At 66.4% G+C, this 19,535-nt stretch carries 15 protein-coding genes and 2 pseudogenes; 14 read left to right on the top strand and 3 right to left on the bottom strand.

Features of this window, described 5'->3' with window-relative positions:
• Positions 1 to 17 precede the first annotated feature (17 nt).
• On the top strand, positions 18 to 389 hold the full coding sequence (locus G6N44_RS03250) for a hypothetical protein (protein WP_235682927.1): 372 nt from the start codon (positions 18 to 20) through the stop codon (positions 387 to 389).
• A 154-nt stretch (positions 390 to 543) separates the two neighbouring features.
• Positions 544 to 2,121 carry an IS1634 family transposase gene (locus tag G6N44_RS03245; RefSeq protein ID WP_126336751.1) on the top strand — a complete coding sequence of 526 codons (1,578 nt, stop codon included), beginning with the start codon at positions 544 to 546 and terminating at the stop codon, positions 2,119 to 2,121.
• A gap of 20 nt (positions 2,122 to 2,141) precedes the next feature.
• Here G6N44_RS03245 and G6N44_RS03240 read toward each other — a convergent pair.
• A pseudogene (locus G6N44_RS03240) lies at positions 2,142 to 2,768 on the bottom strand (enoyl-CoA hydratase/isomerase family protein); the annotation flags it as partial.
• A gap of 137 nt (positions 2,769 to 2,905) precedes the next feature.
• Between G6N44_RS03240 and G6N44_RS03235 the strand changes: the two are divergent.
• Positions 2,906 to 4,927, top strand: a complete 2,022-nt coding sequence (locus tag G6N44_RS03235) for an FUSC family protein (RefSeq protein ID WP_163661073.1) — start codon at positions 2,906 to 2,908, stop codon at positions 4,925 to 4,927.
• Here the strand turns inward: G6N44_RS03235 and G6N44_RS03230 are convergent.
• Positions 4,924 to 5,553 carry a PaaI family thioesterase gene (locus G6N44_RS03230; RefSeq protein ID WP_163661071.1) on the bottom strand — a complete coding sequence of 210 codons (630 nt, stop codon included), beginning with the start codon at positions 5,551 to 5,553 and terminating at the stop codon, positions 4,924 to 4,926. The two genes, G6N44_RS03235 and G6N44_RS03230, sit on opposite strands and share 4 nt — an antisense overlap.
• Positions 5,554 to 5,567: 14 nt before the next feature.
• Here G6N44_RS03230 and G6N44_RS03225 point away from each other — a divergent pair, with 14 nt between their 5' ends.
• The 5 genes from G6N44_RS03225 (at position 5,568) to G6N44_RS03205 (ending at position 11,874) form a co-directional block, all read left to right on the top strand.
• A complete protein-coding gene (locus G6N44_RS03225) occupies positions 5,568 to 7,301 on the top strand; it encodes a tetratricopeptide repeat protein (protein ID WP_163661069.1) in 1,734 nt (577 codons plus the stop codon).
• Between the two features lie 36 nt (positions 7,302 to 7,337).
• On the top strand, positions 7,338 to 7,817 hold the full coding sequence (locus tag G6N44_RS03220) for a nucleoside deaminase (RefSeq protein WP_163661067.1): 480 nt from the start codon (positions 7,338 to 7,340) through the stop codon (positions 7,815 to 7,817).
• Complete coding sequence (locus tag G6N44_RS03215) at positions 7,810 to 9,087, top strand: alpha-amylase family protein (protein ID WP_163661065.1); 1,278 nt, start codon at positions 7,810 to 7,812, stop codon at positions 9,085 to 9,087. Before G6N44_RS03220 ends, G6N44_RS03215 begins: the two co-directional genes overlap by 8 nt.
• A gap of 162 nt (positions 9,088 to 9,249) precedes the next feature.
• On the top strand, positions 9,250 to 10,245 hold the full coding sequence (locus G6N44_RS03210) for an esterase family protein (protein ID WP_163661063.1): 996 nt from the start codon (positions 9,250 to 9,252) through the stop codon (positions 10,243 to 10,245).
• 78 nt (positions 10,246 to 10,323) lie between these two features.
• Positions 10,324 to 11,874, top strand: a complete 1,551-nt coding sequence (locus G6N44_RS03205; protein ID WP_235682926.1) for a molybdopterin-dependent oxidoreductase — start codon at positions 10,324 to 10,326, stop codon at positions 11,872 to 11,874.
• Here the strand turns inward: G6N44_RS03205 and G6N44_RS03200 are convergent.
• Positions 11,861 to 12,061, bottom strand: coding sequence for a hypothetical protein (locus tag G6N44_RS03200; protein WP_163661061.1), 201 nt, complete (start codon positions 12,059 to 12,061; stop codon positions 11,861 to 11,863). The genes G6N44_RS03205 and G6N44_RS03200 overlap by 14 nt on opposite strands.
• Before the next feature lie 361 nt (positions 12,062 to 12,422).
• Between G6N44_RS03200 and G6N44_RS03195 the strand changes: the two are divergent.
• The 6 genes and pseudogenes from G6N44_RS03195 to G6N44_RS03170 all read left to right on the top strand — a co-directional run bounded on the left by G6N44_RS03195 (position 12,423) and on the right by G6N44_RS03170 (position 19,532).
• Positions 12,423 to 13,675, top strand: a pseudogene (locus G6N44_RS03195) (integrase core domain-containing protein).
• A gap of 273 nt (positions 13,676 to 13,948) precedes the next feature.
• On the top strand, positions 13,949 to 15,001 hold the full coding sequence (locus tag G6N44_RS03190; protein WP_235682925.1) for an HNH endonuclease: 1,053 nt from the start codon (positions 13,949 to 13,951) through the stop codon (positions 14,999 to 15,001).
• A gap of 115 nt (positions 15,002 to 15,116) precedes the next feature.
• The gene (gene lon / locus G6N44_RS03185; protein ID WP_163669531.1) at positions 15,117 to 17,444 is read left to right on the top strand and encodes an endopeptidase La; all 2,328 of its coding nucleotides are present in this window, start codon (positions 15,117 to 15,119) and stop codon (positions 17,442 to 17,444) included.
• A 34-nt stretch (positions 17,445 to 17,478) separates the two neighbouring features.
• A complete protein-coding gene (cycA, locus tag G6N44_RS03180; RefSeq protein ID WP_163661059.1) occupies positions 17,479 to 18,909 on the top strand; it encodes a D-serine/D-alanine/glycine transporter in 1,431 nt (476 codons plus the stop codon).
• Positions 18,906 to 19,238 carry a TfoX/Sxy family protein gene (locus tag G6N44_RS03175; RefSeq protein ID WP_163661057.1) on the top strand — a complete coding sequence of 111 codons (333 nt, stop codon included), beginning with the start codon at positions 18,906 to 18,908 and terminating at the stop codon, positions 19,236 to 19,238. Before cycA ends, G6N44_RS03175 begins: the two co-directional genes overlap by 4 nt.
• 69 nt (positions 19,239 to 19,307) lie before the next feature.
• Positions 19,308 to 19,532: a hypothetical protein gene (locus G6N44_RS03170; protein WP_163661055.1), complete on the top strand. Its 225-nt coding sequence runs from the start codon at positions 19,308 to 19,310 to the stop codon at positions 19,530 to 19,532.
• The last annotated feature ends 3 nt before the right edge of the window (positions 19,533 to 19,535 follow it).

The following is a 19,535-nucleotide window of genomic DNA, read 5'->3' as shown; positions in this document are numbered from 1 at the left end:
GCCGATTACGAGCCAGAATGGTGAGGTGCACAGGTGGACAGGCAGCCGATGCCCTCCGGCTCAACACCCCTGACGCCGGTGCGGTGATCCGGAGCCTGATCGGCGTTCTGGCGGTGACTGCGGTCGCTGTGGCGTGGGGTTCCGGCGCGACAGCGATGTGGACGCTGGGCGGCGGCGTGATCGCCGGTGCGATCGCGCTGCAGCGCAGTCCCGGCGGCCGGGTGCCGCTGGTGGTCACCGGTTCCGTGGAACTGGCCATCGCGGTCCTGCTGGGCACCCTCGCCGGAGGGCACAGTCCCGTCTTCATCGCGGTGGTTGCCCTGTGGTGCTTCGCCGCGGGCATGCAGTGGTCGCTGGGCGCCAACTCCGGCCTGGTGGCCTCCGCCTGAGTTAGGACACCCCCGGCGGATTTTGGAATCGGAATCGCTTTGACCTGTGGTTTTAGTTTGCGATGGTCGGGTTTTGGCTTACTAAGCGGGTAGGGTCCGGTGGGTGTTCGTGCGTAAAGTGCGCACTGCCTCGGGCGCGGTGGCGGTGCAGGTGATGCGCAAGGACGGCCGCCGTGACGTGCTGGTCGAGCACATCGGATCGGCTCATACCGACGCCGAACTGGGTGTGTTGCTCGAACAAGCCCGGCGGATCGCTATCGGTGATCAAGATGTGCTGGATTTCGAGGTACCTGCTCGCGCGCAGCGCGTCGCTGATGTGGCCGATTGGCGCCACGGCACGTTGACGTTGCCGGCCGGTGTCCCCAAGGGTGCGCCGGCGGCGCCGGGGCGCACCGCGGCGACCAGTTCGCGGCTGCTCTACGACGTCATCGGAGGCATCTATGACTGGATAGGGTTCGATGCCGTCGCCGATACAGTGTTCCGGGATCTGGTGATCGCCCGGATCGTGGAACCCACCAGCAAGATGGATTCGCTGCGGGTGCTGGCTGACCTGGGTGCAGAACCGATGTCCTATAAGACTGTTCAGCGTCACCTGGCCAAGGTCAACGCTGGCAACTACCGCGACGTGATCGCGACCAAATGCTTCATCCATGCCGCCGACCGTGGCACCTTGAGCCTGCTGCTCTACGACGTCACCACGCTGTATTTCGAGGCCGAGAACGAAGACGACCTGCGCCAGGTCGGCTACTCGAAGGAACGCCGCGTGGATCCGCAGATCGTGGTCGGCCTACTCGTTGATCGCACCGGATTTCCGTTGGAGATCGGCTGCTTTGAGGGCAACACCGCCGAAACCACCACGCTCATCCCGATCATCACCGCCTTCGCGCAACGCCACGACCTCGGTGACACCCCGATCGTGGTCGCCGCGGATGCCGGCATGCTCTCAGCGACCAACCTCGCCGCCCTCGATGACGCCGGATTGGGATTCATCGTCGGCTCCCGAGCGGTGAAGGCTCCAATCGATCTCGCCTCGCATTTCTATTGGAACGGTGATGTTTTCACCGACGGTCAGATCATCGACACCGTGACACCCCGGCATGCCAAGAGCGTCGTCAATGACACCGACAAGCGCGCCGAGCCGGTCTGGAACCCCGAGGATCATTCGGGGGCGTGGCGGGCGATCTGGGCCTACTCGGCCAAACGCGCCCGCCGTGATCAGAAGACTCTGCACGCCCAGGAGACCCGCGCCAAGGAGGTCATCAGCGGTCAGCGGGCTGCGAAATCGACCCGATTCGTCAAAACCACTGCCGGTGGACGCGCCCTCGATGAAGTCAGTTTGGCTCGCGCGCAATCTCTGGTCGGGTTGAAGGGCTACGTCACCAACCTCAGTGTCGAGGTCATGGCCGCCGCGGAAGTCATCGCCAAGTACCACGACCTGTGGCACGTCGAACGGTCATTTCGGATGTCCAAGACCGATCTCGAGGCCCGGCCTATGTTCCATCGCACCCGCGAGGCGATCGAAGCGCACCTGACCATAGTGTTCACCGCCCTGGCCGTCGCGCACTGCATCCAGGAACGCAGTGGCCTGGCCATCGCCAACGTCATCAAACAACTACGGCCACTACGTTCAGCGACCATCGTCATCAACGGTGCCAGCCAAGCATTCCCACCCGAAATTCCTACGCCTCAACGGAAAATCCTGACCGCACTCGGCATCAAAGTGGCTTACTAAGCCAAATGTCCTAACTCAGGTTTGACCGCGATCAGGCTCGAAATCGGCTTGGCTGCCAGGATTTCGGCGTATCCCCTGGCCTCGCTCAGCAGATCGTCAGGCTCGCAGACCTTCCACACCAGGCCCATCTCGCGGGCCTCGGCCGCACTCACCCACTCCGAGGACATCAGCAGCCAGGCGGCGTTCTGCCTGCCGAGCAGTCGTGGCATCAGATACGACGAGGCCGCCTCGGGCGCCACGCCCAGGCTGGTGAAGGGACACTTCAACCGGGCCGATGAGGACATGAACGCCAGGTCGGCGAACCCGAGGATGGTGACGCCGATACCGACGCCGACCCCATTGATCGCACAGATCAACGGCTTCGGGAAATCCGCAAGCACGTCGAGCATCCCGTAGAACCCGTGCTCGCCCGGGGTGGATTCCTCCGGGTTGGTGATGCGGGCCTGCATCTCGACGAGGTCGTTCCCCGCGCTGAACCCCCGGCCGGCCCCGGTCAGCAGCACCACCGCCACGTCGGGATCCTCGGCTGCGGCACGCAGGGCGACCGTCGTCTCGTCGTAGAGCGCCTCGTTGAACGCGTTGAGCGCATCGGGGCGGTTGAGGGTCAGCGTGCGTACCCGATTGTTGTCCTCGATCAGCAGGGTCATCTCTCACTCCTCGCGTGCGCGCCGTAGCCGCTGCAGCCTAACGAGAACACGTTCCACTATGACCGCGCGGGTGCGGAATGCGCGCCACGCGTGGGCGGTTGCCCCACCGACGGCCGATTACGAGCCAGAATGGTGAGGTGCACACAGGTGGACAGGCAGCCGATGCCCTCCGGCTCAACACCCCTGACGCCGGTGCGGTGATCCGGAGCCTGATCGGCGTTCTGGCGGTGACTGCGGTCGCTGTGGCGTGGGGTTCCGGCGCGACAGCGATGTGGACGCTGGGCGGCGGCGTGATCGCCGGTGCGATCGCGCTGCAGCGCAGTCCCGGCGGCCGGGTGCCGCTGGTGGTCACCGGTTCCGTGGAACTGGCCATCGCGGTCCTGCTGGGCACCCTCGCCGGAGGGCACAGTCCCGTCTTCATCGCGGTGGTTGCCCTGTGGTGCTTCGCCGCGGGCATGCAGTGGTCGCTGGGCGCCAACTCCGGCCTGGTGGCCTCCGCGGCCAGCGCATTGCTGGTGCTGGCACCACCGGTCGCACCGACGCTGGCCCAGTCGCTGCTGGCACCCACCCTGGTCATCGTCGCCGGAGTGGTCCAGGCGGCCCTCATCGCCGTGTGGCCGCCGCGCCGCTGGCGCGCCCAGCGCCACGGACTCACCCGGGCCTACCAGTCGTTGGCCGGTGACGCCCGCAACGTCGCCGCCGACGGCACCGCGGCCGTCGACGATGCCCCGCTCACGTGGCTGCGCGAGGTGTTCGCCGACAGTCAGGTGAGTCAACGGCCGCGGGCGTACCACGGCGGATATCGCCTCCCGGAGCGCCTGGCCGGCACCCTGGCCTCGTTGCGCTCCACGGCTGACCGTGACGGCTCGGCGGACGACAAGGATTCCGCTGACACCGGGCTTCCCCAACTTCTGACCGCCGCGGCGGTGTTGCTCGATGCGATCGCCGACCACGGTCACACCGCCCGCCGCGATGCCGAGCACGCGCTGGTGCGGGTTCACACCGCCGCTGCCGCCGTGACCGGCCCCGAAGCTGCACTGGCGCAACGCTTCTGCGAACAGCTGCGCGAGGCCGCGGTGCTGAGGTTCGGGCGCCTGCACCGGCCCGACCTGATCGGCTCGCTGGCCTCGGCACCCGCCGTGGTCCGGTCCCACCTGACCTGGACCTCGCCGATCCTGCGCCATGCCATCCGACTGTCGGTTACCGCCGCGCTGGCGGCGGCCGCGGCCCGCTACAGCGGGCTGGAGCACGGCTACTGGATCCCCTTGGCCGCCGTCGTGGTGTTGCGGCCCGAAACGGCGCACACCTATACGCGGTGCGCCGGGCGGATCGCCGGCCTCGGCGTCGGCATCATCGTCGCCTCGGCTCTCACGTTTGTGTGGGAACCCGGCCCGATCGGTTCGGCGATATGCGCGCTCCTGTTCGTCGGACTGGCCTACGGCGTCGCGCAGTACGGCTATCTCCCGGTCGGCGCGGCGGTGGGTGCGATCCTGATGTTCGCGGCCGGGGTGAGCGCGTCCGCACCGTGGTCGGGTGACACCGATCGACTGTTCGCCATGCTGATCGGCGGCGCCCTGGCCGTGATGGCCCATGTAGCGCTGCCCGACCACGCCCTCATCCGGCTGCGCCAACGCGCCGGTGAACTGCTGATGACCGAGATCGACTACGCCGCACTCGTGATCAAGGCATTCGTCCACGAAATCGACCATCCCGCCGAGATCCTGTCGGCGGCCTGGCAACGGGCCTTCCGGGCCCGTGCGGCATTCGAGGCCGCGTGGGGCGCCACCAGCCTGGAACCGCCGATCCTGCGGCGCTGGCTACGGTCCTACCGCTCCGCACTGAATTCGGTGACCAGCGCGTGCACCACGCTGGAGAACAGCCTGCCGACGCATCCCTCGTCTGCCCTGCACGGCGAGTTCATCGCGGCGGTGGACGATTACGTGGAGGCCCTGCGCGGAGCGCCACCGAGCCCCGCGGTGCCCTGGAGCCTGGACACCGCCGAGGTGTCGGCCGCGTTGCGGCGGGTGCACAACGTCGCGTCGACGTTGTCCGCCGACAACGGCGCCGCGCGCATTCTGATCGGCGAACTGACCACGATCACCCGCAGCTTGCAGGACATCGCGATCGATCGCGTGGAACCCGCAGGTGATTCGCGCTAGCCGCGCGCCCATTTCGGCAGGATGAACACCCCTTCGGCCTCGGCCGTGATTCCCTGGGCATCGGAAACATGGCCGGAGGCAAAGGCTTTGATTCCGTCCGTGCGGGTGATCCGCCCCTCGGCGTGCAGATCGCCCAGCGGGGTGGCCCGCAGGTAACGGATGGTCAGGGTCCCGGTGAACCGCGGACGGTCGGAATCGCTGGCGGCCACCTCCCCCAGCACATGGTCGAGCACCATCGCCACCATGCCGCCGTGTACGTGGCCGGGCGGCCCCTCGTACGGGGCGCCGAGACGGAAATCGGTGTGGACGCTGCCGTCGGGGTCCTTCACCATCACCAGCGGCGGCGCGATCGGATTGCGGATGCCGATCGCCGGGTTGCCCCACGGCATCCGGTCCCCGTCCGAGGTGAACCGCACACCGAATGGCCCGTCGATCTGTTTGGCCTGCAACCGCGCGGTCGCGGCGTCGATCTGGGCCTGCACGGCCGCGACCTCCTCGGCGTCGACCTCCGAACGGATGGAGGCATCGATCAGTGCCCGCACGGAATCGGCCAGCGGTGCCCACACCGACCGCAGGTGCTGCACGTCCGCGGAACTGAGACCCTCGACATGGGTATAACCCGGCATGGGTGAACTAGAACATGTTCGGCGCTGCGGTGTCGACCCATCCAGGTAGCGTCGGCACCGTGACGGATCTCGCCGAGACCGAACCGTACTACCGGCTCGGGATCTACCACCGCCCGACGGACACTCCCTCACCGTCGGCGCAGGTCTGGTTCGACCGCGGCATGGTCTGGTGCTACGCCTTCAACCACGAGGAGGCCATTCGGTGCTTCGAGCGTGCGTTACATCTCGACCCGGATTTCGCGCTCGCCCGCTGGGGTATCGCCTACGCGGTCGGCCCCAACTACAACAAGGCCTGGGACGCGTTCGATCCCACCGACCTGAGCACCTCGCTGGCCCGCGCTCGGGCCGAACTCGAGCGCGCTGCCACGGGCCGCGCGTCAGCGCTGGAGCGCGACCTGATCACCGCTCTGCACAAGCGATTTCCCACCGCCGACGCCGATGACGCGGAGCCCCTGACGGCCGGACATACCCATTACGCCGACGCGATGACGGCGCTTGCCGCCGCCCATCCCGACGACATCGACGTGCAGACGCTGGCCGCCGACGCCCTGCTCAACGTGACCGCCTGGGCGCTGTGGGACGGCCGCACCGGTGAGCCCGCACCGGGATCTCGCGTGCTGGAGGCGAAACGGATCCTTGACAGGGCGCTGGCCACCGGTACCGGACGGCAACACCCGGGGGTGCTGCACCTGTACATCCACGCGATGGAGATGTCGACGACACCGCAGGCAGCGCTGCCCGCCGCCGACCTGTTGCGCGGACTGGTTCCCGACGCCGGGCACCTGCAACACATGGCCAGCCACATCGACGTTCTGTGCGGCGACTATCGCAACTCCGTGAGGGCCAACCTCGCTGCGGTCGACGCTGACCGGAAATTCGTCGAACGCGAGGGCGCCGTCAACTTCTACTCGCTGTACCGCGCGCACGACCTGCATTTCGTGGTGTATTCGGCCATGTTCGAAGGCAGTTCGCAGATTGCCCTGGACGCGGCCGAGGAGCTTGCCGCCCAACTCACCCCCGACGTGCTCTTGGTCTCGTCACCGCCGATGGCCGACTGGCTCGAAGCCTTCGTACCCCTGCGGGTGCACGTGCTGGTGCGGTTCGGCCGCTGGGACGACCTGATCGCCGAACCACTGCCCACCAATCCCGACCTGTACTGCACCACCACCGCGACGATCCATTACGGCCGCGGCGTCGCCTTCGCAGCCACCGGGCAGGTCGAGCAGGCCCGCGCCGAGCGGGAGAAGTTCCTCGCGGCGTACCAGCGCATCCCCGATACGCGCTACCTGTTCAACAACACCAGCCTGGACATCCTGGCCATCGCCGAGCAGATGCTCAATGGCGAAATCGCTTACCGCGAAGGCGATTACGACACTGCATTCGGCTATTTGCGCCGGGCCGTCGAACTCGACGATGCCCTGCCCTACGACGAACCGTGGGGCTGGATGCAGCCGACCCGGCATGCGTTCGGTGCACTGCTGCTCGAACAGAATCACGTCGAGGAGGCCGCCCGCATCTACGCCGCCGACCTCGGCCTGGACCCCACGCTGAGCCGGTCCAGCCATCATCCGAACAACGTGTGGAGTCTGCACGGTTACCACGAGTGTCTTTCTCGCTTGGGCCGCGACGCCGAGGCGCTCATCATCGGACAGCAACTGGAGTTGGCACTGGCGCGCACGGACGTCGCGGTCCGCGCGTCCTGCGCGTGCCGCCTCGACGTGGCGACGCCGTGTTGCGACGGCGACTGAGGAGTCCGATGGCGGTTCGGGCGTAAACTGCCCTCCGTGGCCATCAGCGACAACGACCTCGGTCAGCTGCGCAAATGTGTCGATCTGGCCCGCGAAGCACTCGACGACGGCGACGAGCCCTTCGGCTCGATACTGGTCGATCACACCGGCACGACGGTGTTCACAGACCGCAACAGGGTCAAGGACGGGGACGCCACCCAACATCCCGAATTCGCCGTCGCCCGCTGGGCCGTCGCGCATCTGAGCCCCGAGGACCGGGCCCGCGCCACCGTGTACACCTCCGGTGAGCACTGCCCGATGTGCTCCGCCGCGCACGCCTGGGTGGGCCTGAACCGGATCGTCTACGCCACCTCCTCGGCGCAGCTGAGCGGCTGGCTGTCCGAATGGGGGGTGCCGGCCGGTCCGGTGGCGCCGCTGCCCATCACCACCGTGGCTCCCGGTGTCGACGTGGACGGACCGGCCCCGGAACTGGCCGAGACCATGAAGGCCCTGTACGCGGCGAAGTTTCGTGACTGAACCGGCGTGGATCCCACATGCCATCTGGTGGCAGGTCTATCCGCTGGGCTTCGTCGGTGCGTTCCCCGCCGACCACCCGCCGTCGGCCGATGAACACCGGTTGCGGCGGATCACCGACTGGCTGGATCACGCCGTGCAACTCGGCGCCTCCGGCATTGCACTCGGTCCGATCTTCGCGTCACGCACCCACGGATATGACACCACCGACCACTTCAGCATCGACCCGCGTCTGGGTGATGACGACGACTTCGATCATCTGGTCGTCGAGGCCCGATCACGCGGACTGCGCATCCTGCTCGACGGGGTGTTCAACCACGTGGGCACCGACTTCGCCCGGTACCGCGACGGCGATGCCGCATGGTTTCAGAAGCGGGGCAACGGTTTCGCCACCTTTGAAGGGCACGGCGAACTGATCACGCTCAACCACGCCAACCCGGAGGTGGTGTCCTACACGGCCGACGTCATGGCGCACTGGTTGCGCCGCGGCGCCGACGGTTGGCGCCTCGACGCCGCGTACGCGGTACCCGACCGGTTCTGGGCGCAGGTGTTGCCGTCGGTTCGCCGGGAATTCCCCGACGCCTGGTTCGTCGGCGAGGTGATCCACGGCGACTACACCGCGACCGTCGGGGCCGCCACCTTCGACTCGGTGACCCAGTACGAACTGTGGAAGGCGATCTGGAGCAGCCTGAACGACGGCAACTTCCACGAGCTGGACTGGGCGCTGAAGCGGCACAACGACTTTCTCGGCACGTTCGTGCCGCTGACATTCGTGGGCAATCATGACGTGACCCGGATCGCCAGCCAGTTGCAGAATGCGGCGCACCTCGAGCATGCGCTGGTGTTGCTGCTGACGGTCGGTGGGACGCCCAGCATCTACGCCGGCGATGAGTCGGCCTATCGCGGCGTCAAGGAGGAGCGCCGCGGCGGCGACGACGCCGTGCGACCGGAATTCACCACTGCGCCAGATGATTCCGATGTGTTGCGGCTGCATCGGTACCTGATCGGACTGCGGCGGCGGCATCCGTGGCTGCACACCGCGACCACGTCACCGTTGCTGCTGACCAACACACAGTACGTCTACCGGACCGCCGCCGGTCCCGAGTCGCTGATCGTCGCGCTCAACATCGGGGACGCGCCGCTCTCACTGTCATTGCCCGACCTCGGGGTGAGCTCGGGCCGGGTGATCGCGGGTTCGGGTGCACCACCGCAAGACGATCTCAGCCAGACCGAGGTCCCTCCGCACGGGTGGCTGATCATCCAGCCGCACTGAGTTTGCGGACCGTCGGTCTCGGCGCCGAGTTCCAACCGTTAGTAAACCGCGATCTGCCCGTGCGGTGTTGTTGCGCGTGTGACTGGTGTGGCGCATGTTTCACTACCGAGGCAAGCGGCGAACTGCTTGGTATACGTGCAGAAAGGACGGTTGGTTGCCGTTATGAAGTTCCTCAACAAGATTCGCGGAGCGTGGACGCGCCGGCTGGCCGCTGGGGCAATGGCAGCCGCCACCCTGCCCGCGATGATCGGTTTTGCAGGAGGTTCGGCGACCGCCGGAGCGTTCTCCCGGCCCGGACTACCTGTCGAGTACCTCGATGTCTTCTCACCCTCGATGAACCGTGACATCCGGGTTCAGTTCCAGGGCGGCGGGCCGCACGCGGTCTACCTGCTCGACGGTCTACGCGCCCAGGACGACTACAACGGCTGGGACATCAACACCCCGGCATTCGAGTGGTACGACGGGTCCGGCCTGTCGGTCGTCATGCCGGTCGGCGGTCAGTCCAGCTTCTACACCGACTGGTATCAGCCCTCGAAGGGCAACGGTCAGGACTACACCTACAAGTGGGAGACCTTCCTGACGAACGAGCTGCCGACCTGGTTGGCCGCCAACCGCGGCGTCTCGCAGACCGGCAACGCCGTCGTCGGCATCTCGATGGCAGGCAGCGCGGCGCTGACCTACGCGATCCATCACCCGCAGCAGTTCATCTATGCCGGAACACTTTCGGGCTTCCTGAACCCGTCCGAGGGCTGGTGGCCGATGCTGATCGGCCTGGCGATGAACGACGCCGGCGGATACAACGCCGAGAGCATGTGGGGCCCGTCGACCGATCCGGCCTGGAAGCGCAATGACCCGATGGTCAACATCAACCAGCTGGTCGCCAACAACACCCGCGTCTGGATCTACTGCGGCACCGGTACCCCGTCGGACCTCGACGCCGGGACCAACGGCGGCAACCTGTTGGCAGCCCAGTTCCTCGAAGGGCTGACCCTGCGCACCAACGTGACGTTCCGCGACAACTACATCGCAGCCGGCGGCACCAACGGGGTGTTCAACTTCCCGGCCAACGGCACACACTCCTGGAACTACTGGGGGCAGCAGCTCCAGCAGATGAAGCCCGATATCCAGCGGGTGCTCGGCGCGCAGTCGGCCACCTAGCGAACCACCCACCCGAGGAGCCTGCCGTTACCCCCAACGGCAGGCTCCCGGCGTTATACCGCGAGTAGGTTGGTGGCGATGGCACAGTCCTCGTCGTCTTCATCCGAGACCTCGCCGAACGCACGGATGCTCGGCGGAATTGCCGCCGCCGCGGTCTCCCTCGGTATCGCTCAACTCGTCAGCATTCCGTTTGGGGCGACGGCCGATCCACGCAACGCGGTCGGCTCGACGATCGTGGATCTGACCCCGGGTGTCGTCAAGGAAGGGGTGATCCAAGCCCTGGGCAGCCTGGACAAACTGTTCCTCGCCCTCGTCGTACTGGCGGTGATCGCCACCACCGCCGCCATTGCCGCGACGTATGAATCCCGGCGCCGTCGGACCGGCAGCGCGATCTTCGTCGTCGCCGGACTGCTCGCCTGCGGGGCCGTGCTCTCGCGCCCCGGCGCGACAATGTTCGACATCGTACCGACGGTGGTGGGCACGGCCTGCGGAGTGGCAGCACTGCGCCTGCTCGTGCAGCGCGTCTGGACCACCCACGACGACGATGCCGAACAGTTCGACACCACCAGGCGAACGTGGTTGGCCACCGCCGGCCTGCTCGGATTCGGCGCGGCGACGGGGCTTCTGGGTGTCATTGTCGGCCGGGTGACGAGTTCGGTCGCGGTAGAACGCGACACCGCTGCGCTACCTCCGCCACGCATACCAGCACCCCCGATACCGCCCGACGTCCAGCCGAAAGACGTTGCGCTGCCCAGCTTCATCACCGACAGCGCGGACTTCTACCGCGTGGATGTCGCACTCAGCGTTCCGCAGTTGAGCCGTGATGAGTGGCGACTGCGCATCCACGGCATGGTGGACCGCCAGATCACCTACAGCTTCGGCGATCTGAGCCGGTTCGAAGTCGTCAAGAAAGCCGTCACGCTGACATGCGTATCCAATCCGGTTGGCGGCGAACTGATCTCGACCGGACTATGGACCGGCTACCGGCTGACCGACCTACTACGGGCAGCCGGCGTGGCCACCGATGCGGACATGTTGCTGTCGACCTCGGTAGACGGGTTCACCGTGGGCACCCCGCTAGACGCCCTGCGCGACGGCCGCGATGCCATGCTGGCCATCGGCCTCAACGGGCAGCCGCTTCCCGTTGAGCACGGCTATCCGGCGAGACTGGTGGTGGCCGGACTCTACGGCTATGTGTCCGCAACGAAGTGGGTCACCGACCTGGAATTGACCCGATTCGACCGGGCAGCTGCCTATTGGACCAAACAGGGCTGGGCCCCGCGCGGCCCCGTCAAAACCGAGTCGCGCATCGACGTGCCGAAGCGGGGTCAACGAGTGGCGGCGGGGCCGACGACTTTCGGGGGAGTCGCCTGGGCACAGAACCGCGGCGTGCGCGGCGTGGAGGTCCGAATCGACGACGGTCCATGGCAACCCGCGCTCTTGGGTGCCGCCTATTCGAACCAGACGTGGCGGTTATGGAGCCTGCCCTGGCAGACGAGCAGTCCTGGTAGCCATACGATCACGGTGCGGGCCACCGACAACACCGGCGCGGTCCAGACCTCGGATCACACCGACACAGTGCCCGACGGCGCCACCGGTTGGCATTCGGTGAACTTCACCGTGACTTGAGCTTGCGCCAACTCCACCCGGCGATTACGACCCCGATCACCGCCGTGATCGGGCCGACGACCGACCAGGTAGTGGTGTTGCTCATCGGGCTGCCCTGTAGCACCCCGAAACCTTGCAGTGCCCAGATGAGGCCGAACAGCGCCACGATCACACCGATCGCGAACGAAACGACGAATCCCCGGTTCATGACTGGATGCTACGTCGCAAGGCGTGATCGGTCACGGTCGCAGCACCAATTTCCCTCTGGTATGCCCCTTTTCCAGCTCGGTGTACGCAGCCCGCGGCACCTCACACCCGCGAGATCGCTGCCTTCGCCTGACGGGAAGGCAGCCGAGAATCGATCGTGCAACCCGAAAGCACTCCGAAGGCGAGATTTGCGAGACAATGTCACCGGAGTGGCGTAGTATCGAACACATGTTCGATAGATTCGTGAGGGTCGATCCCGCTGCCGTGTTATGTCTCAAGACATCGGTGACAGTTCTGCATCAGGACATCGGTGACAGTTCGGATGGTCTTGGTGGTGACACTTCTGCCCGCAGGCTCAGGCGGTGGCTGTCAATGAACCCATCGATCCTCGGATCCGCCTGGCGATCTCCCAGTGGCCCGATGACGCGCCCCGCGGGGCGGTATCAACCTTTTGCGCCGAGCACGGAATCTCCCGAAAAACGTTCTACGAGTTGCGCAAGCGGGCGAAGGCCGACGGGCCGGCCGCGGTGCTCGAACCCAGGACCCGACGACCGAAGTCCAGTCCGGCAACGTTGAGCGACGAGCTCAAACAACAGGCCGTGGCCGTGCGAGCCGCTCTGGAGGCCTCCGGCCTGACCACGGGCCGATCAGCGTGTACGACAAGATGGGTGCGATGGGCCTTCAGCAGGTCCCTCCACCGCGTCGCTGGCACGCATCTTCCGTGAGGCCGGGGTCGCTCGGCTTGAGCCGAAGAAAAAGCCCCGCTCGGCGTGGCGACGGTTCGTCTATCCAGCCCCGAACGCGTGCTGGCAACTCGATGCCACCGAGTACGTCCTCGCCGGTGGCCGCAAGTGCGTGATCTTCCAGCTCATCGACGACCACTCCCGCTACGCGGTTGCCTCCCACGTCGCCTGGGGCGAGACCGCCAAGGACGCAATCACTGTGGTGGACAAGGCTATTGCCGCCCACGGCGTCCCGCAACGACTGCTCTCTGACAACGGGGCTGCGCTGAATCCGTCCCGACGCGGGCAGAACGGCCAACTCGTCGCGCATGTGTCGCGCCTGGGCGTGGAGGCGATCACCGGCAAGCCCCACAAGCCCACCACCCAGGGCAAAAACGAACGCTTCCACCAGACCCTGTTTCGCTACCTCGACAAACAGCCCCTCGCTGAGACGCTCGAAGAACTACAGGCCCAGGTCGACGCCTTCGATGTCATCTACAACACCGAACGTCCTCACCAAGGACTACCTGGACGTGTCACGCCGCGCGGCGTGGGAGGCCACCCCCAAAGCCGAAGCTCCTCGCCCCAAGCCTGACAAGCCGTTATTCGCCCCACCCACACCCAAGAAGCACCGGCCCGCGCCGACACCCAAGGACCTACCCGCAGGCACCTTCGTCAAGACGCTGACCAGCACAGGCTCGTTCAGCGTCGCCGGAATTCACTACCAAGTCGACGGCCGACGCAGTTTCGACCAGGTCCTCGTCGTCATCGACGGCGACAGCATCACCGTGGCCGACCTCGACGGCGAAGTCCTCATCGAGCACACACGACCCGCACCCGGAGTGCGATACGTCGGCAACGGACAACCCCGCGGCCCACGCCAAGACCGATGAAACGTCACCAATGTCCTGATACATCAACTGTCACCGATGTCCTGATACAGAACTGTCACCGATGTCCTGATACATCACATCGATCCCGCTGCCGGCGAAGCGGAGCTTCGGGATCGCATCGCGGAACTCGAACGGCTCAAAGCCGCCGCCGCAGCCGGACAAGCCCGCGCCACCGCCGCCCTCGACACCGCCCGTCGCGCCAGAGAATCCGCCACCCGAATACCCATATCCCGTCGAGGCCGAGGACTCGGCTCGGAAATCGGCCTGGCCCGCATGGACTCACCAACCCACGGCAACCGCTACCTCTCCGACGCCCGCATCCTCGTCCACGACATGCCCCATACCCTGGCCGCCCTCGAAACCGGCACACTCACCGAAGCGCGCGCCCGACTGATCGTGCGCGAAGCCGCCTGCCTGTCCCCCACCGACCGGCGCCGCCTCGACCATCAACTCTGCGCCGACCACACCAACCTGATCGGACTCGGCGACACCCGCATCCGCAACGACGCCAAAGCCATTGCCTACCAACTCGATCCGATAGCCGTCATGGACCGGGCAACCAGGGCACCCGAAGACCGCAACGTCACCTTCCGGCCCGCCGCCGACAACATGGCCATCGTCACGGCCCTGCTGCCGGCAACCGATGCGGCCTCCGTGCGCGACGCACTCACCGACTCGGCCGACCGCTGCCCCGACGGCCGCAACCGCGGCCAGGCCATGGCCGACACCCTGGTCGCCCGCGTCACCGGCCGCGATGTCACCACACCGGTCCCCGTCGGGGTCAACCTCGTGCTCTCCGACGACACCCTGTTCGCCGGAAGTGCGCAACCCGCTTACCTGCAGGGCCACGGACCGATTCCGGCAGCGGAAGCCCGGCGCATGATCGCCGACGCCCTCGCCGACGAGAACTCCTGGGCCACCCTGCGACGCCTCTACGCCGCACCCGACACCGGAGCGCTGGTCGCCATGGAATCCCGGTCACGACGCTTCCCCAAAGGCCTCGCCCGATTCATCGCCATCCGCGACCAAACCTGCCGCACGCCCTACTGCAACGCCCCGATCCGCCACATCGACCACGTGCAGCCTTATCACCGGAACGGGCCCACCAGCGCCGCCAACGGCCAGGGATTGTGCGAACACTGCAACTACGTCAAAGAAACGCCCGGCTGGCACGTAGTGGCGGGAGTCGACGAATCAGGCCGACACATCACAAAACACATCACCCCCACCGGCGCCACCTACCGGTCCACCGCGCCACCACTGACCGGCGGCCTGCGGGTACTCACCCGCGAAATCCATATCGTGGTCAATAGACGCGCCGCTTAGCTTCCGTTCACTCACGGCGAACCCGGACACCGGATATCCCGGGAACAAACCTGACCCGACCAAGGTTGAGCGCATCAGACTGAACTTTGGAGGTTTGATGTCCGAATCAAACGCGATGTCCGAATCAAACGCAGTGCCGGTCCTGTTCCTGAGCGAGCCCATCGTCCTGCCCGGAATGGTGGTGCCCATCGAACTCGACGATGCTGCCCGCGCGGCTATCGATGCCGCTCAGGCCAGCGAATCCGGCAAGCTGCTGATCGCCCCACGCCTGGACGACCGCTACCCCACTCACGGTGTGATCGCGTCGATCGTGCAGGTCGGGCGCATGCCCGGTGGTGCAGAAGCTGCCGTCGTCCGCGGTGAACACCGCGCACACATCGGTTCGGGAACCACCGGACCGGGTGCGGCCCTGTGGGTCGAGGTGCAGGAAGCGCCCGAACCCACAGATTCCACCGCCGACGAGACCAAGGCGCTGGCCGCCGAATACAAGAAGCTGCTGCTGGCCATGCTGCAGCGGCGTGAAGCCTGGCAGATCGTGGACGTGGTCAACAAGATCACCGACCCCTCCGCGTTGGCGGACACGGCCGGCTACGCCTCGTACCTGACCGATGTGCAGAAGCGTGAGCTTCTGGAGACCTCAGATGTGGGTCGTCGCCTCGGATTGCTGATCGAGTGGACCGGTGAACACCTGGCCGAGGTCGAGGTCAACGACAAGATCGCCGAGGACGTCCGCGCCGGCATGGACAAGCAGCAGAAGGAATTCCTGCTGCGCCAGCAGCTGGCCGCTATCCGGAAGGAACTCGGCGACGGCGAGCCGGACGGATCAGATGACTACCGGGCCCGCGTCGAGGCCGCCGACCTGCCGGAGAAAGTCCGCGAGGCTGCGCTGCGCGAGGTCGGCAAGCTGGAGCGGTCCAGCGAGCAGAGCCCCGAGGGCGGCTGGATCCGTACCTGGTTGGATACCGTGCTGGACCTGCCGTGGAACGTGCGGACCGAGGACTCGACCGACCTCAAGGGCGCCCGGGAGATCCTGGACGCCGACCACCACGGTCTGGACGACGTCAAGGACCGCATCGTCGAGTACCTGGCCGTGCGGGCACGTCGCGCCCAGCGCGGCATGGCCGTCGTGGGTGGCCGCGGTTCGGGCGCAGTGATGGTGCTGGCCGGGCCGCCCGGGGTCGGTAAGACCTCGCTGGGTGAGTCCGTCGCCCGCGCGCTGGGCCGCAGGTTCGTGCGCGTCGCCCTGGGCGGCGTGCGCGACGAGGCCGAGATCCGTGGCCACCGGCGTACCTACGTCGGCGCGCTGCCGGGCCGCGTCGTGCGGGCCATCGGCGAGGCGGGTTCGATGAATCCCGTCGTGCTGCTGGATGAGATCGACAAGGTGGGCTCGGACTACCGCGGTGATCCGTCGGCCGCACTCCTGGAGGTGCTGGACCCGGCGCAGAACCACACGTTCCGCGACCACTACCTGGAGCTGGATCTGGATCTGTCCGACGTCGTGTTCCTGGCGACGGCCAACGTCATCGAAAACATCCCGTCGGCGCTGCTGGACCGGATGGAGCTGATCCAGCTCGACGGTTACACCGAGGACGACAAGGTCGCCATCGCGCGGGACTACCTGCTCCCCCGGCAGGCCGAGCGGGCGGCGTTGACCACCGAAGAAGTGCGGGTGACGGACGCGGCATTGCGCAAGATCGCCGCGGACTACACGCGTGAGCCAGGTGTCCGGCAGTTCGAACGGTTGCTGGCCAAGGCGCTGCGCAAGGTCACGACCAAACTGCAGGACGGGCCGATCGACCGCGTCGTCGTCGACGAACCGGATCTCGTTGAGTACCTGGGCCGTCCGCGGTTCACGCCGGAGTCCGACGAACGCACCGCGGTTCCCGGCGTGGCGACCGGCCTGGCCGTGACCGGCCTGGGCGGCGATGTGCTCTACATCGAGGCAAATGCCAATGCCGGAGAGCCGGGGTTGAAGCTGACGGGGCAGCTGGGTGACGTGATGAAGGAGTCGGCACAGATCGCGCTGTCCTACGTCCGCTCCCACGCCGAGCAGTTGGGCATCGACCCGACGACGCTGGATCGCCAGATCCACGTGCACGTCCCGGCGGGCGCGGTGCCCAAGGACGGCCCGTCGGCCGGCGTCACGATGGTCACGGCACTGGTGTCGATGGCCACCGGGCGTCAGGTCCGCGGCGACGTCGGCATGACCGGTGAGGTCACGCTGAACGGCCGGGTACTGCCGATCGGCGGCGTGAAGCAGAAGCTGCTGGCAGCACAACGCGCCGGGTTGAAGACGGTCTTCATCCCCCAGCGCAACGAGCCCGACCTGGACGAGGTCCCGGCCGAGGTGCTGGAGGCACTACAGGTCAAGCCGATGACCGACGTGGCCGACATCATCGTGGCTGCACTGGAACCGGCGGCCGAGGTGAGCGCGGCCGCCTGACACCGAGATTGCGCCGTCTGGAATCCTTCACGGTGTGACGTCAGACGCAGCCACCGACGAACGACACCTCTCCCGCCAGCTCTCCAACCGGCATATCCAGCTGATCGCGATCGGCGGCGCGATCGGCACGGGCCTGTTCATGGGTTCGGGCAAGACCATCTCGCTGGCCGGACCGTCGGTGCTGTTCGTCTACATGATCATCGGCTTCATGCTCTTCTTCGTCATGCGGGCGATGGGCGAGCTGCTGCTGTCCAACCTGCACTACAAGTCGTTCGCCGACTTCGCGGCCGACCTGCTCGGCCCGTGGGCGGGGTTCTTCACCGGCTGGACGTACTGGTTCTGCTGGATCGTCACGGGCGTCGCCGACGTGGTGGTGATCGCCGGATACGTGGCCTTCTGGTGGCCGGACCTACCGCTGTGGATACCGGCGCTCGCCACGGTCGTGGTGCTGATCGGATTGAACCTGCCGACCGTGCGGGCCTTCGGCGAGACCGAGTTCTGGTTCGCCTTGATCAAGATCATCGCGATCGTGACGTTGATCGTCATCGGTCTGGTCATGATCTTCACCAGCTTCACCGCCCCCACCGGGGCCCAGGCGTCCTTCGCCAATCTGTGGAATGACGGTGGCTTCTTCCCCACCGGCCCAATGGGTTTCGTCGCCGGATTCCAGATCGCAACCTTCGCATTCGTCGGAATCGAGCTCGTCGGCACCACCGCGGCCGAGGCAAAGGATCCCGAACGCAACCTCCCCAAGGCGATCAACTCGATCCCGGTCCGCGTCATGCTCTTCTATGTCGCGGCCCTGACCATCATCGTCGCGGTCACCCCGTGGCGCGAGATCGACGCCAACCTGAGCCCGTTCGTGGCGATGTTCAGCCTCGCGGGCCTGGGAGTTGCCGCGTCGGTGGTCAACTTCGTGGTGCTCACCTCGGCGACATCGTCGGCCAACTCCGGCATCTATTCGACCTCCCGGATGGTGTACGGCCTGGCCACCGAAGGTGACGCACCCAGCCTGTTCGGCCGGCTCACATCCCGGCGCGTGCCTGCCAACGCCTTGTTCCTGTCCGGGGTGTTCCTCCTGTCGGGTGTGGTCATGGTGGTCGCGGGCGACTCGATCGTCGCGGCCTTCACCTTGATCACCACCATCTCGTCGCTGTGCTTCATCTTCGTCTGGACGATCATTCTGGTCAGCTACCTCGTGTACCGCAGGCGCCGGCCGGAACTGCACGAGGCATCGAAGTTCAAGATGCCCGGCGGTGTCTTCATGTGCTACGTCGTCCTGGCCTTCTTCGCCTTCCTACTGTGGGCGTTCACCCAGAAGGAAGACACCCTGCAGGCTGAACTGGTGACGCCGGCGTGGTTCCTGGTGCTGGGTATCGCTTGGTTGGTGCTGCGGCGTCGCCCCGAACACCTGGCCCGCGAAGCCGCCTTTTACGCAGATCTTGAGTCGAAGGGGTCCGATTGACCTTCGACCCGGACCTGGCCGACCGCATCCGCGAGTTGACGGCGTCCGAAAACGGCGTCGACGAGAAGCGCATGTTCGGCGGGCTGGCGTTCCTGGTCAACGGGCACCTGGCCGTCGCAGCGTCCCGCGACGGTGGCCTGATGGTGCGCCTATCCCGGGACGACGCCGACAAGCTGCTCCAGCGCGACCACGTCGAACCCATGGTGATGGGCGGCCGGGAAATGCGGGGCTGGTTACGCGTCGCGGGTCCCGGCATCAAGACCAAACGCCAGCTCCAACCGTGGGTCGCCCGCGGTGTCGACTACGCCAAGAGCCTGCCACCCAAGTAGTTTTCGGGACGCCGATCAGAATCACCATTAACATAGAGCCCGCCTGACAACGACGGGGGCGCACAACACATGTTGACCGCAGTACGCAAGATTCTCGGCTTCCAGATGACCATTGCCGAGTGGATAGGAACCGCCATCATCCTCGCGGTCCCCTATCTGCTGATCGGCCTGATCTGGTCGCTCACCCACACCAGCCACCTGGCCGGAATGCACGGCGCCGATGCTGCGGTGTCCTTCCTGGGCTCCATCGTCTCCTGGCCGGCCCTGCTGTTCACCAACGTGTGCATGAGTTGACGG

This window comes from Mycolicibacterium alvei (assembly GCF_010727325.1).
GTDB classification, from domain to species: Bacteria; Actinomycetota; Actinomycetes; order Mycobacteriales; family Mycobacteriaceae; genus Mycobacterium; species Mycobacterium alvei.
Note: the sequence above shows the minus strand (reverse complement) of the source record. Positions and strands in the feature narration are given on the sequence as shown.

Bases quoted from the DNA above. Each gene is read 5' to 3' on its own strand.
- G6N44_RS03250 (WP_235682927.1), top strand. From the start codon at position 18: ATGGTGAGGTGCACAGGTGGACAGGCAGCCGATGCCCTCCGGCTCAAC.
- G6N44_RS03245 (WP_126336751.1), top strand. From the start codon at position 544: ATGCGCAAGGACGGCCGCCGTGACGTGCTGGTCGAGCACATCGGATCG.
- G6N44_RS03230 (WP_163661071.1), bottom strand. From the start codon at position 5,553: ATGCCGGGTTATACCCATGTCGAGGGTCTCAGTTCCGCGGACGTGCAG.
- G6N44_RS03225 (WP_163661069.1), top strand. From the start codon at position 5,568: ATGTTCGGCGCTGCGGTGTCGACCCATCCAGGTAGCGTCGGCACCGTG.
- G6N44_RS03210 (WP_163661063.1), top strand. From the start codon at position 9,250: ATGAAGTTCCTCAACAAGATTCGCGGAGCGTGGACGCGCCGGCTGGCC.
- G6N44_RS03205 (WP_235682926.1), top strand. From the start codon at position 10,324: ATGGCACAGTCCTCGTCGTCTTCATCCGAGACCTCGCCGAACGCACGG.
- G6N44_RS03200 (WP_163661061.1), bottom strand. From the start codon at position 12,061: ATGAACCGGGGATTCGTCGTTTCGTTCGCGATCGGTGTGATCGTGGCG.
- G6N44_RS03190 (WP_235682925.1), top strand. From the start codon at position 13,949: ATGGACTCACCAACCCACGGCAACCGCTACCTCTCCGACGCCCGCATC.
- lon (WP_163669531.1), top strand. From the start codon at position 15,117: ATGTCCGAATCAAACGCAGTGCCGGTCCTGTTCCTGAGCGAGCCCATC.
- G6N44_RS03170 (WP_163661055.1), top strand. From the start codon at position 19,308: ATGTTGACCGCAGTACGCAAGATTCTCGGCTTCCAGATGACCATTGCC.